The organism is Planctomonas deserti, assembly GCF_003067705.1.
Lineage (GTDB): Bacteria > Actinomycetota > Actinomycetes > Actinomycetales > Microbacteriaceae > Planctomonas > Planctomonas deserti.
In genome coordinates this window covers 44648-57116 of sequence record NZ_QANL01000005.1, presented here as the reverse complement: position 1 = coordinate 57116, position 12469 = coordinate 44648, and the positions used below count along the sequence as shown (strand labels likewise).

The 12469-nt window shown below is 70.8% G+C and carries 11 protein-coding genes, 1 tRNA gene and 1 pseudogene; 3 read left to right on the top strand and 10 right to left on the bottom strand.

The window, feature by feature from the left end:
• Positions 1-42 precede the first annotated feature (42 nt).
• The 3 genes from DAI20_RS16140 to DAI20_RS16130 form a co-directional block, all read right to left on the bottom strand.
• Complete coding sequence (locus DAI20_RS16140) at positions 43-279, bottom strand: helix-turn-helix transcriptional regulator (RefSeq protein ID WP_108252750.1); 237 nt, start codon at positions 277-279, stop codon at positions 43-45.
• 183 nt (positions 280-462) lie between these two features.
• Positions 463-536: transfer RNA gene (locus DAI20_RS16135), tRNA-Pro, on the bottom strand.
• A gap of 69 nt (positions 537-605) precedes the next feature.
• Complete coding sequence (locus tag DAI20_RS16130; RefSeq protein WP_108252748.1) at positions 606-1403, bottom strand: dienelactone hydrolase family protein; 798 nt, start codon at positions 1401-1403, stop codon at positions 606-608.
• A gap of 306 nt (positions 1404-1709) precedes the next feature.
• On the opposite strand from DAI20_RS16130, the gene DAI20_RS16125 reads away from it, so the two are divergent.
• The gene (locus DAI20_RS16125) at positions 1710-3086 is read left to right on the top strand and encodes an HNH endonuclease signature motif containing protein (protein ID WP_108252746.1); all 1377 of its coding nucleotides are present in this window, start codon (positions 1710-1712) and stop codon (positions 3084-3086) included.
• A gap of 384 nt (positions 3087-3470) precedes the next feature.
• Positions 3471-3908 (top strand): VOC family protein, encoded by a 438-nt coding sequence (locus DAI20_RS16120; protein WP_108252860.1) that lies wholly within the window; start codon positions 3471-3473, stop codon positions 3906-3908.
• Between the two features lie 77 nt (positions 3909-3985).
• Here DAI20_RS16120 and DAI20_RS16115 read toward each other — a convergent pair whose 3' ends face one another.
• Positions 3986-4897: an NUDIX hydrolase gene (locus tag DAI20_RS16115; RefSeq protein WP_108252744.1), complete on the bottom strand. Its 912-nt coding sequence runs from the start codon at positions 4895-4897 to the stop codon at positions 3986-3988.
• A 115-nt stretch (positions 4898-5012) separates the two neighbouring features.
• Between DAI20_RS16115 and DAI20_RS16110 the strand changes: the two genes are divergently transcribed.
• A complete protein-coding gene (locus tag DAI20_RS16110; protein WP_205781477.1) occupies positions 5013-5525 on the top strand; it encodes a hypothetical protein in 513 nt (170 codons plus the stop codon).
• A 445-nt stretch (positions 5526-5970) separates the two neighbouring features.
• Here the strand turns inward: DAI20_RS16110 and der are convergent, their stop codons facing one another.
• From der to DAI20_RS16080, 6 genes and pseudogenes are all read right to left on the bottom strand, one after another.
• Positions 5971-7599, bottom strand: coding sequence for a ribosome biogenesis GTPase Der (gene der / locus DAI20_RS16105; RefSeq protein WP_108252739.1), 1629 nt, complete (start codon positions 7597-7599; stop codon positions 5971-5973).
• 4 nt (positions 7600-7603) lie between these two features.
• Positions 7604-8257 carry a (d)CMP kinase gene (gene cmk / locus DAI20_RS16100; RefSeq protein WP_240606138.1) on the bottom strand — a complete coding sequence of 218 codons (654 nt, stop codon included), beginning with the start codon at positions 8255-8257 and terminating at the stop codon, positions 7604-7606.
• Positions 8258-8484: 227 nt separating this feature from the next.
• Positions 8485-9570: a prephenate dehydrogenase gene (locus DAI20_RS16095; RefSeq protein WP_108252737.1), complete on the bottom strand. Its 1086-nt coding sequence runs from the start codon at positions 9568-9570 to the stop codon at positions 8485-8487.
• 575 nt (positions 9571-10145) lie between these two features.
• Positions 10146-10934 (bottom strand): annotated as a pseudogene (locus DAI20_RS18995) (pseudouridine synthase); the annotation flags it as partial.
• Positions 10921-11463: an SMC-Scp complex subunit ScpB gene (gene scpB / locus DAI20_RS16085; protein WP_108252858.1), complete on the bottom strand. Its 543-nt coding sequence runs from the start codon at positions 11461-11463 to the stop codon at positions 10921-10923. The pseudogene DAI20_RS18995 and the gene scpB, both read right to left, overlap by 14 nt.
• 229 nt (positions 11464-11692) lie before the next feature.
• The gene (locus tag DAI20_RS16080; RefSeq protein ID WP_240606137.1) at positions 11693-12454 is read right to left on the bottom strand and encodes a segregation and condensation protein A; all 762 of its coding nucleotides are present in this window, start codon (positions 12452-12454) and stop codon (positions 11693-11695) included.
• Positions 12455-12469 lie beyond the last annotated feature (15 nt).

The window sequence follows — 12469 nt, the reverse complement described above, 5'->3', positions numbered from 1 at the left end:
GCCGCGCCATGTCAATCCGCCCCCCTCGAGTCGCCGGAGTGGCTACGCCGGCTCTCGCTGGCCCGCAACCCAGTCCCGCACGTCCGAGACGGCGAACTTCAGATGCTTGCCGAAGCGGTAGGCCGTGGGTCCCTTGCCGTGGGTGCGCCAGTCGTAGATCGTCGACACCGGCACGCCCAGGTACTTGGCCAACTCGGCGACGTCGATGAGAGGCGGCAGCCCCAGGGCGTCGGCAGGCACGACCGCGGGTACGGATTCCAGGTCCTTGTGCGCATTCATGCCAATCAGGTGCGCACGAAGTTCCGACACAATCGGTGATGATCCAGATCGACGGCGGCCGGTCGGACGGGCGGTCCAACCCGTGGGGGCCAGAGGGGTCAGAGCATGGCGTTCTCACTGGGAGAGTTGGTCCCTTAAACCTTAAAAGTCCCGGGGAACTCGTAAGTTTCCGGGACTTTTCGGTCGGGCTGACAGGATTTGAACCTGCGACCCCTTGACCCCCAGTCAAGTGCGCTACCAAGCTGCGCCACAGCCCGCTACCCTCTCGGGCAACTTGTCCATAGTAGCGGATGCGCGCGGCCTCCGCGCACGCTCTGCCGGTCGGGCTACTCCCCTGGGTCGGCGTCGACGGTCGGTCGCTCCGCCGTGACCTCCTCGAGGAAGTCGACGAAACGGCGCCAGCTGCGCGCATCAGCCAGCGGGCGGTAGTGGTCGGCCTCGGGCAGCGTGAACGCATGCGGGGCGCCGCTGTAGGTGACGACCTCCCAGTCCACGTGGGCGGCCGCCCGCAGCTCGTTCTCGAACGCGACGACCGCTTCGTCGGGGACGACCGGGTCCGAGCCACCGGTGAGGATCAGCAATGACGCGCGGACGGCGTCCGCGTCGCTCGGGTCGTGAGCGATCAACCCGCCGTGGAAGGACACGACGCCGCGGACCTCGGCGCCCGTGCGGGCGAACTCGAGCGCGGCGGATCCGCCGAAGCAGTAGCCGATCACAACGATGCGGTCGGGATCGACGTCCGGGTTCGCCTGCAGCTCCCGGAAACCGGCAGCCACGCGCGCTCGGAGGAGCTCGAGGTTCGAGTAGTACTTGCCGGCCTCCTTGGGGGCGTCGTCGCCCTCGGGCCGGATGCCGGTGCCGTAGACGTCGGCGGCGAACGCCACATACCCGAGGCGAGCGAGCATCTGCGCGCGGACGCGGGTGTAGTCGGCGAGGCCGCCCCAGTCGTGCAGGATCAGGACGCCGGGTCGACGGCCCTCGTGCGTCTCGTCCACCGCGAGGTAGCCCTCCATGGGCTCACCGTCGTGCTCGTACGGCACCTCCAAGGTGACGATGCGGGATGCCGCGCGCAGCGGAACGGTGTTGAGGAGCTTGCGATGTGCCGGTGAGAACGTGTCGGTCATGCTTCCGACCGTACGGATCCACGCCCGGCCGTGCGCCCGAGCCTGTGGAGGAGAAGAGGGGGTGCCGTAGTGCGGGTCGGATCACGTCGCTTCGACGAACTCAGCGACCGTGGTCGTGCCCGTAGCGTTTTACGGTTTCATACGGTCCCTGAGCTTGTCGAAGGGACGCAATGCGCGCTGATCCGGGTGCCAACCATACGGTCCCTGAGCTTGTCGAAGGGACGCACGGGACGCTCGGCGCTATTTCTCCACATTGTCCACAGGAGCGGCTGGGTCGGTGTCGGTGGCCGGGTTTTCCCTGGACGCATGACCGAAGCAACCGCTCCACCCGACCCGATCCCACCCGACGGACTGCCACTGCAGCAGGTGGTAACCGAAACGTTCCTGGCGATGATCGACGCCGTCACGGCCGCCGAGCGCATCATCCGGCTCGGCCACTCCCTTAGAGCCGAGGCCATCGACCGCGCCCGGCTCTGGACGGAAACCACCGACCTCTCCGTCCCCACCACGGGCGGGCCGCGCTGGTCGCCGAAGGTCGCCAGACGCCGCGTGCTGACGACCGAGGTCGCCGCCGCCCTGCGCATCTCCGAACGCGCCGCGGAGCGCCTCATCGCCGAGAGCGAGGCCCTGCTGCACGACCTCCCCGCGACCCAGGAGGCGCTGCGCACCGGTCGGATCGGTTACCGGCACGCGCAGGTCCTCATCGACCACACCGCCACCCTCCCGCCGGCCGGAGTGGCCGCCGTGGAGGAGGCGGTGCTGCCCAAGGCGGAGCACCTCACCGTCCCCAAGCTCGACAAGGCGACCCGGGAGCTGCGCGAGCGTCTGCACCCGGAGTCGATCCAGGAGCGACACGTCGCGTCGGTGGCGGACCGGCACATCGAGACGTGCCCGGCGAAGGACGGTATGGCCTGGCTGAACGCCTACCTCCCGGCACCCGAGGTGCTGGGCATCGCCAACCGGCTGCGCGACATCGCGGAGGGACTGAAAACCGAGCCTGGGGAGGAGAGGACGCGGACGCAGCTCATGGCCGACGCGTTAACCGACCTCCTCGTCGACGGCACCACCACGGCCGCGGCTACCGACGGGGACCTTGTGGAGGAGAAGTCGACGCGGCGCATCGATGCACCGATCGGCGTGGGCATCCGGCCCCGCGTACTCGTGACGGTCCCGGTAATGACGCTCCTCGGCCGCTCGGAGGAGCCCGGCACTCTCGAGGGCTACGGGCCAATCGACACGGACACCGCGAGGAGGATCGCGGCGCGGGCGCCGAGCTTCACCCGCCTCCTCACCCACCCCGAGACCGGCGCCGTGCTCTCGGTTGGCCGCGACCGGTACGCGGTACCGAAGGATCTTCGGACCTGGCTTCAGGTACGAGACGAGACCTGCCGCTTTCCCGGCTGCAACCGCTCGGCAGGGCGGGCCGATGTCGACCACGTGACGGACTGGCAGTACGGCGGGGGAACCGACCACGGCAACCTCGTGCACCTGTGCCGGTCACATCACCGGGTGAAGCACCACACCGGCTGGTCCTCAACCTCCGCCAGTGGCGGCAGGGTGCGCTGGCTCTCCCCGAGCGGACACGAGTACGAGACCGAACCGGCGACGCATATCGCGACCCCGAAGCCGGAGCGACGAGCGGCCCGACCCAAGGCGGTGACCCCGGAGGAACCGCCGTTCTAGAGAGCCCCTGGCCGACCAAGGAACCTCACGTCGCTTCGACAGGCTCAGCGACCGAGATGCCGATCCCGCGAGCAACGTTGCGTCGCTTCGACGGGCTCAGCGACCGTGCGGTCGCTCCCGCGCGCTCGGCACCGCCATACGGTCCCTGAGCTTGTCGAAGGGACGTTCCGGTCAGGTCGGCCGGGCACGTCGCGTCGCTCCGACAAGCTCAGCGACCGTGAGCGCCCGGGCGTGCGCCCGCGGGACCCACGACCGTTTCCGCGAGCGCGCCCTTACCGGTGAAGCTGTCACCTGCATCCGGGTCGGCTTGAGGCGGATGACGCCTGGGGCGGGGGCATCCGGGGATCTGGGGGCGGCGGGGCACGCCGCAGTAGCATGCAGCGCATGGCCATCAAGCTGGAGAACGTCGGCATCGCCGTTCGCGACCTCGAGGCGACGATCGCCTTCTTCACCGACCTCGGACTCACCGTGATCGGCCGCGACACGGTCAGCGGCGAATGGACCGACACCGCCGTCGGCCTCGACGGCAATCACGCCCGGATCGCTATGCTCCAGACTCCCGACGGGCACGGTCGGATCGAGCTGTTCGAGTACATCCACCCGGAGGCGATCGAGACGGAGCCCACGCTCCCCAACGAGATCGGCATGCACCGCGTCGCCTTCTCAGTTGATGATATCGACGAGGCCCTCGCCGTCGCCGCCAAGCACGGCTGCCACCCGCTCCGCGGCGTCGCCACCTACGAGGATCTCTACAAGCTCACCTACGTGCGCGGGCCGAGCGGCATCATCCTGATGCTCGCGGAGTCTCTGAAGAAGGGCTGAGCACCAATTCCGAGCGCCGTCGAGCGCCACCGTCGGACTTCGCGGGTCGACGCACCTCGGCAGGCAGCCGCGACCCGTCAGGGGCCGACGTGCTCGTTGTGGGTCGTCGAGGCGCTGGACAGCGCGGTGAGGAAGGAGGGCCCGTGCGTGCGTGCGCCCAACGACTCAACGCGGGCACGCAACTCCCGATCGGACGTCACGACGCGGACATCCGCCGCCGGGTCCGCGTCCCGTAGGGCCGCCACCTCGTCGACGATCGTGTCGTCGCCCTCGCCGGGCGCGGACACCACGCGCAGAGCGTCGGGCGCGTCCGTCGGGAGGGCCGCGCCGCGGGCCTGCCCCTCGAGCACGACGGTATAGCGGGGCCACCACGCGTGATGCGGCAGGTCGAGCTCCTCCGCCGGGACCCCGGTGGTCGCAAGCTCGGCGAGGGACGCGAGGAGTCGCTCCGCAGCACCGCGGCGATCCTTCCACCAGCCGTCCGGACGGGAGCCGACCACGTTTGCCGCGTCCACCACCACGGTGATGTCGCGACGCAGGTCGGCACGCAGGGTGGGCCAGGCCGCACCGAAGCCCGGGTGCAGCGGCAGGTCGTCGACCTCCTCGACCGGCACCCACCGGAGCTCCAGGCTCTCGCGGTCGGAGATGATCGGCTCGAACGACTCGCGCGCCCTGGCGACCAGGGTCGTGTAGGTCCAGAAGTCGAGGTCGAGAACGTGCGAGAAGCGCGGCAGCACGACACCGTCCGGCAGGCCGGCTTCCTCGGTCGCCTCGCGCACGGCGCCGTCGATCGGCCGCTCGCCCTGCTGTATCGCGCCGCCCGGGATGCCCCAGGTGCCGCCGAAGTGGCTCCACTCGACGCGGTGCTGCAGCAGTATGCCGCGGGCAGGATCGTGCAGCACGAGGCCGGCCGCGCCGAAGCGCCCCCAGAAGCGGGCGCCGTCCGATCCCTCGACCCACGTGTCACCGGGATCGCGGGATGGGGCCATGGTTCGAGGGTACCGGGACGAGGTGAGCGAGTCGTGGGAGCGGCGCGAACCACGATTGCGCAATCCGTTCGGCGGGCGTGCAGGAGCGGCGCCGCCGGGCACGTAATGTGATCGGGTGGAATTGACGCAGAAGACGCTGAGTGGCTCCGGCTTTCGCGGTTTCGTCCGGTTCGCCGACCTCCCCCACGTGGAGGTCCCGAGCACACCCGGCGTGTACGTCGTGTACCGCCCCACCCTCTCCCTCCCCCGGTTCCTCGAGCGGAGCCCGGCCGGCTGGTTCAAGGGCAAGGACCCGTCCGCCGCGCTGTTGAAGCTCGAGGGCGCCTGGGTGCACGGATCCAACGTCCTCTACATCGGCAAGGCGGGAGCCGGCGCCGGCGGCAAGCGGGGCATCCGCAAGCGTCTTGACGAGTTCCGCCGGCATGGCAGGGGCGAGCCGGTGGCCCACTGGGGCGGACGATACCTGTGGCAGCTCGCCGACAGCGACGATCTCCTGGTCGCCTGGAAGGAGACGCCGGACGAGGACCCCGAAGACGTCGAGTCCGCGCTGATCGAGGACTTCTTTGCCACCTACGGCGCGCTCCCCTTCGGCAACCACAAGAAGGGCCGCGTGCTGGCGCTGAGGTGATACCCGAAGGTGCGGGGACTGGGAGTCGGGCTTCGCTGGCGATCGGTCACTACGGTCGCTGAGCCTGTCGAAGCGACGTAACATGCCTGCGGATCCTGGCGTGGTCAGGCCGGAGCGCCTGACACCTACGTCCCTTCGACAAGCTCAGCGACCGTAGGGTTCTCGTCCTGCGGAGAGGACACGGACCGCGGTGGACCTCGCTCGCGATCACGGCACCGTCGAGCGTCAGCGCGCGGGGTCGGCGGTGGAGGGCTCGGGGTTCGGCGGGCATCTTTGGGCGGAGCACTCCGCCGCCCTCCCCGCGCCCCCGCGACTGCAGCGCGATCCTGCTAGCCGAACAGTCACGCGGTCATGACCGTGACGTCCCCTCGACAAGGTCGGGGACCGTAGCGCGTTGCGTCCCTTCGACAGGCTCAAAGACCGTGGGGTACCGGGCCGACCGCGCCTAGCGCTTGCGCTTCTCGCGCACCCGCATGTTCACGTTGATCGGGGATCCCTCGAAGCCGTACGTCTCGCGCAGGCGACGCGTGATGAACCGGCGGTACTGCGGGTCGAGGAACTCGCTCGTGAAGAGCACGAATGTCGGCGGGCGCGTCGACGCTTGGGTACCGAACAGGATGCGCGGCTGCTTGCCGCTGCGCACGGGGTGCGGGTGCTCCGCCACGAGCTCGGCGAGGAACGCGTTGAACTTTCCGGTGGGGATGCGGGTGTCCCACGACTGCAGCGCGAGCTCCAGGGCGGGCACGAGCTTCTCCATGTGGCGTCCCGTGCGGGCCGAGATGTTCACGCGCGGCGCCCACGCCACGTGGGCGAGGTCCTGCTCGATCTCGCGCTCCAGGTAGCGGCGGCGCTCGTCGTCGAGCAGGTCCCACTTGTTGAAGGCGAGCACGAGGGCGCGACCGGACTCGAGCACGAGGTCGATGATGCGCACATCCTGCTCACTGATGACCTCGGACACGTCGATGAGCACGACGGCCACCTCGGCCTTCTCCAGCGCCGCGCTCGTGCGCAGCGAGGAGTAGAACTCGGCGCCGGATGCCTGCCGCACGCGGCGGCGGATGCCGGCGGTGTCGACGAATCGCCACACCTTCCCGGCGATCTCGACCTGCTCGTCGACCGGGTCGCGGGTGGTGCCGGCGAGGTCGTTCACGACCACGCGCTCCTCCCCCACGGCCTTGTTCAGGAGGCTCGACTTGCCGACGTTCGGGCGGCCGAGGATGGCGACGCGGCGGGGGCCGCCGACCTCCTCCTTGGCGACCGCGGAGATCTCGGGCAGCACGCGCAACACCTCGTCGAGGAGGTCGGCGACGCCGCGGCCGTGCAGGGCGGAGACGGGGCGGGGCTCACCGAGACCGAGCGACCACAGGTTGGCCGCGTTCGGCTCCTGGCGGGCGTCGTCGATCTTGTTGGCGGCCAGCAGCACGGGCTTCTTGGTCTTGCGAAGCATCCGCACGACGTGCTCGTCGGTCGAGGTGGCGCCGACGTTGGCGTCGACGACGAACAGCACGGCGTCCGCGAGTTCGACGGCGATCTCGGCCTGCTGGGCGACGGAGGCGTTGATGCCCTTCGCATCCGGCTCCCACCCGCCGGTGTCGACGAGCGTGAAGCGGCGGCCGTTCCACTCCGCCTTGTAGGAGACGCGGTCACGGGTGACGCCGGGGACGTCCTCGACCACGGCCTCGCGGCGGCCGAGGATGCGGTTCACGAGCGCGGACTTGCCGACGTTCGGCCGCCCCACGATCGCGAGCACGGGAAGCGCGGGAAGGTAGGTGATGCCCTCGGGTCCCTCGGCCGCGGCCTCGAGCAGGTCGAGGTCCTCGTCCTCCAGGTCGTAGTCGCGGAGCCCGCGGCGCAGCGTCTCGGCGCGCTGGACGTCGTCCTCGTCGTCCACGTCCGCGATGCGGCCCGCCGTCTGGAAGTCGCGGCCCTCTACGTCCGCCTCCGCCTGGTCCAAGCCGGCGGCGTCGGGCTCGCCGCCGTCCAGATCGGCGTCGAGATCACCGCCCCCGAATTGGAGGTCTTCGATCGCCGCGTCGTTCGACGCGGGGAAGTCGTTCTGCTGCCTGTCAGCCATGGGTTTATGCCGTTCGTAGCCTGACGAGTTCGACCACCGCAGAGACGGTCTGGTCGAAGTCGAGGTGGGTGGAGTCGATGGTGGTCACCCCTTCCGCGGCGTTCAAGAAGTCGACGACCCGCGAATCCTGCCGGTCACGGGAAGCGAGTTGCTCGCCCACCGCTTCGGCGGAGTGCCCGCTCAGTTCAGCCGAGCGTCTAGCCATCCTAACTTCTTCGTCCGCGGTGAGGAGAATGCGCACGGCGGCGTCGGGTGCGACGACGGTGGTGATGTCGCGTCCCTCCACCACGATGCCCGGGCGGTCGGTGTCCGCGATGATCGAGCGGAACAGTGCGACGAGGTAGTGCCGCACCTCGGGGACGCGCGCGATCGCGCTCACGGCGGCGGACACCCGCGGCTCGCGGATCGCGTCCGACACGTCCGTGTCGCCCACCCGGACGAAGTAGTCGTCGGGGTCGGTGCCGATGGCGTAGCCGAAGCCCTCGAGCAGGCCGACCACCATGGCGGAGTCGTGCGGGTCGACGCCGCTCGCGAGCGCGAACCAGGCGAGCGCGCGGTAGGCGGCGCCCGTGTCCTGGTAGTCGAAGCCGAGCTCGCGAGCGGATGCCTTGCTCACGCTCGACTTGCCGCTGCCGGCGGGGCCGTCGATCGCGACCACCACGAGGTTCGCGGCGGCCTGGGTGCTCTCCTCCGGATCCGGTACGGGCGTCAGGATTGGGCCTTCCGCGTCCACGTCATAGGCTGAGTCGGGCTGGCGCCCGACGTCGAGGTGCGCCCCTTCGACAGGCTCAGGGACCGTGCCGTCGGTGCGCATGGCGGGCTCAGGCACCGCGGAGAGCGTCGAGAGGCCCTCCTCCCGTGCGGGGTCGGTCGGGGTGTTCGCGGTCATCCGGCGATTCTCCATCCTCGTGTCGAGAGCTCGTCGGTGAGCCTGTTCTTGGCCTCGGGCACCACGGCGATCTCCGCGAGCCCGATCTGTGCGCCCGGGGAGTGCTCCAGGCGCATGTCCTCGAGGTTCACGCCGATCTCACCGATCTCGGTGAGCAGGCGTGCGAGCTGCCCCGGGGTGTCGTCCACCATGACGGTGACGGACGCGTAGCGGCGGTCCTGGCCATGTTTGCCGGGGATGCGGGCAACGCCCGTGTTGCCGGCGGCGAGGGCCTCGGCGAGGGCGCGCTTCGCGCCCGGCCGCTCCAGCCCGTCGAGCGCCTCGACCACACCGGCGAGATCCGCCTGCAGCTCGCGCAGGATCTCGGCGACGGCGGCCGAGTTCGCGCCCAGGATCTGCACCCACAGCTCCGGCTCGCTCGCGGCGATGCGGGTCACGTCGCGGAGGCCCTGCCCGGCGAGGCCGAGCGCGCGCTCCGGCGCGTCGACCAGGCGTGACGCGAGCAGCGTCGACACGAGCTGCGGCACGTGCGAGACCAGCGCGACGCTGCGGTCGTGCTGCTCCGGCGTCATCTCGATGGGCACGGCCCCGAGGTCGAGGGCGAGGTCGTCGACCTGCGCGCCGGCGCCGTAGCTGATGGCGTCGTGCCCGGCGATCACCCAGGGGCGGCCGAGGAACAGGTCGGCCCGGCCGGAGATCGCCCCGCCGCGCTCGCGACCGGCCATGGGGTGCGACCCCAGGTAGCGGGAGACGTCCGCGCCGAGGGTGACGAGCTCCTCGAGCGGCGCGACCTTGACGCTCGCGACGTCGGTCACGATGGCGTCGGGGTAGGCCTCGAGCTCGGCCGCGACCATGCGCGCGGTGACGTCGGGCGGCACGCACACCACGATGAGCGACGGGCGGTCCCCCGGCTCCGTGGCGCGGCCGGCCCCGTAGTCGATGGCGAGGCCGAGTTGCGCGGGGGACGCGTCCGCGAGCACGACGTCCACACCGCGCGCCCGCAGGCCGAGGCCGACGCTCGTGCCCAGAAGGCCCGTGCCGACCACGCGCACGGTGGTGCCGGCAAGGCGGCTGTCAGTCATGCTCAGCGATCCGATCCACCGCTCGACGGGCGGCCCGGGTTGCGGCGCTGACCGCCCTGGCGCGGTCCGGACGACGGGCCGCGGCGGGCGGCCTGGTCGCGCTCCGAGCGATTCGGCCTCGCATCCCGGCGGGCGTCACCCGCGTCACGGGAGGAGCGTGCGGCGGATCCGCGGGACGCGTCCCGGTCGTCACGGCGGTCGCGCGTGCCACGGCCCTGCGCATCCCGGTCCGGCGCGTTTCGGTCCTCGCGGCGCGGACGGTCGTATCCGCTCCGGTCGCGATCCTGGCCGCGGTCGGTGTTCTCGCGACGCGGACGGTCGTACCCGCCGCGCTCCCGATCTTGGCCGCGATCGGTGTTCTCGCGACGCGGACGGTCATACCCGCCGCGCTCCCGATCCTGGCCGCGGTCCTGGCCGCGGTTCTGGTCCCTGCCCTGATCCTCGCGACGCGGGCGATCGTGACCGCCGCGCTGGGGGCGCTCGTCGCGGTCCGGGCGGTCGGCCCTGGGCGGGCGCTCGGCGCGATCGGGCGTGGCCCGAGGCGGGCGCTCGGCGGCGCCGCCCGGGGCCGCGGACTGCGCGCCCTCGGCCTGCGCCTTCTGGGCCTTCCGGGCGATGGTCAGCAGCGCGCCGAGCTCGTCCTTCGTGAGGTGCCGGGTGCGCCCCGAGGGCAGCGAGCCGAGGTGCAGCGGGCCGAACTGACGACGCACGAGCTCCTGCACGGGGTGGCCGACGGCGTCCAGCATCCGGCGCACGATGCGGTTGCGGCCGGAGTGCAGGGTGATCTCGACCAGGGTCGAGTGGCTGCCGCCGGGCTCCCCGGCGAGGATGCGCGCGGCGTCCGCGGCGATGAAGCCGTCGTCGAGCTCGATGCCGCGGCGGAGCGTGGCGATGGTCTGGGGCGTGACCCGGCCGGCCACCTTTGCGATGTACGTCTTGTCCACGCCGAACGACGGATGCGCGAGCACGTGGGCCAGCTCGCCGTCGTTCGTGAGCAGCAGCAGGCCGGACGTCTCGGCGTCGAGGCGGCCGACGTTGAAGAGCCGGTCCTCGTACTCCTCGGTGAACTGGGTGAGGTCGGGGCGCCCGCGCCCGTCCTTCATGGAGCTGACGACGCCGACCGGCTTGTTCAGCATCACGTAGCGCTTCGTGGTGTCCAGCTGCACGGCGACGTTGTCAACCGCGATCTCGTCGGTCTCGGGATTCACCCGACGGCCGAGCTCGCGCACGACCTCGCCGTTCACGCGCACGCGGCCGGCGGTGATCAGGTCCTCGGAGACGCGACGCGAGCCGACGCCCGCCGCAGCCATCACCTTCTGGAGGCGCACTCCCTCTGTGGAGAGCTCATGCTCATCGGATGTCATCGAATCCTTCCGCCCCGTCGGCGAGCAACGGCGAGATGTGCGGCAACTCCTCGATCGAGTTGATGCCGAGCTGCGTGAGCAGCAGGTCTGTCGTGCCGTAGTGGATGGCCCCGGTCTCTGAGTCCGTGTAGACCTCGCTGATCAGGCCGCGGCCGAGCAGCGTGCGCACGACGGAGTCGACGTTGACCGCGCGGATCGCCGCGACCTGGCCGCGGCTGATCGGCTGCTTGTAGGCGATGACGGCGAGCGTCTCGAGCGCCGCCTGAGAGAGTCTGCTGGGGTTCTGGTTGAGCACGTAGTCGCGCACGACGTCGTCGTACTCGCCACGCACGTAGATGCGCCAGCCGGAGCCGACCTCGCGCAGCTCGAAGCCGCGGCGCACTCCCCCGCTCTCTCCGTCGAAGTCGGCGACCAGGCGGGCGATGGCCTGGCGCACGGCGGCGACCGGACGGCCGACGGCCGTCGCGAGGTTGACGAGGCTTTGCGGCTCGTCCGCCACCATGAGTACGGCCTCGAGCGCCCGGTCCATGTCCGCGGGCACGAGCGGCGCGGCGGTTTCGGTGCCAGTGCCGGTGTCACCGGGGGCGTCGGAATCGGCGACCGCCTCGGCATCGGTGGCGACCTCGGCACCGGTGGCGGCGACGGCACCGGCCTCGGTGCCCGCATCCTCTGCACTCGACGCGTCCGTGGCGTTCCCGGTTGCCGGAGCATAGGGCGCGTCCGGGAACAGGGCGACCGCCTCGGCGGTGCGGTCGGTGTCAGTTGTCATAGTCGGCTCCCAGATTAGCCAGACTCTCGTCGGTCCAGTTCGCCGCGCTCCAGCGCAGGGTGATCTCGCCGAGCGGTTCGAGCTGCTCGAAGGAGATGGCCGCGTGCCGGTACAGCTCGAGCACCGCGAGGAAGCGCGCGACGATGAGTCCCCTCTGGTCGGCACCCGCGACGAGCTCGCGGAACGTGACGAGGTCGCCGGTGCGCAGCCGCGCGACCACGAACGCTGCCTGCTCGCGGATGCTGACCAGCGGGGCATGCAGGTGGTCGAGGCCGACGGTCGGGATCTCGCGCGGCGTGAGCGCGAGCGTGGCGAGGGCGGCGAAGTCGTCGAGGCTCAGCGTCCAGACGAGCTCGGGCGTCGACTTCCGGAACTTCTCCTCGAGGCGCACGGCCCGCGGGTGCCGGCCGCCCTCCGCGTCGAAGTGCTCGCCGAACCATCCGGCCACCTGCTTGAAGGCCCGGTACTGCAGCAGGCGGGCGAAGAGGAGGTCCCGCGCCTCGAGCAGCGCGACGTCCTCGGCGTCCACGAGCTCGCCCTGCGGCAGGAGGCCGACCACCTTGAGGTCGAGCAGGGTCGCGGCGACGACGAGGAACTCGCTCGCCTGGTCGAGGTCCTTCTCGGACTCGATGCGCCGCAGGTAGGCGATGAACTCGTTCGTGACCAGGCTGAGGCTCACCTCGGTAATGTCGAGCTCGTGCTTGGAGATGAGCGACAGCAACAGGTCGAAGGGACCCTCGAAGTTTGCCAGGCTGACGGAGAAGCG

Coding starts and splice junctions, on each gene's coding strand:
- DAI20_RS16125 (WP_108252746.1), top strand. CDS start 1,710: ATGACCGAAGCAACCGCTCCACCCGACCCGATCCCACCCGACGGACTG.
- scpB (WP_108252858.1), bottom strand. CDS start 11,463: ATGGACCGGGCGCTCGAGGCCGTACTCATGGTGGCGGACGAGCCGCAA.
- DAI20_RS16095 (WP_108252737.1), bottom strand. CDS start 9,570: ATGACTGACAGCCGCCTTGCCGGCACCACCGTGCGCGTGGTCGGCACG.
- DAI20_RS16140 (WP_108252750.1), bottom strand. CDS start 279: ATGAATGCGCACAAGGACCTGGAATCCGTACCCGCGGTCGTGCCTGCC.
- DAI20_RS16115 (WP_108252744.1), bottom strand. CDS start 4,897: ATGGCCCCATCCCGCGATCCCGGTGACACGTGGGTCGAGGGATCGGAC.
- der (WP_108252739.1), bottom strand. CDS start 7,599: ATGGCTGACAGGCAGCAGAACGACTTCCCCGCGTCGAACGACGCGGCG.
- DAI20_RS16120 (WP_108252860.1), top strand. CDS start 3,471: ATGGCCATCAAGCTGGAGAACGTCGGCATCGCCGTTCGCGACCTCGAG.
- DAI20_RS16130 (WP_108252748.1), bottom strand. CDS start 1,403: ATGACCGACACGTTCTCACCGGCACATCGCAAGCTCCTCAACACCGTT.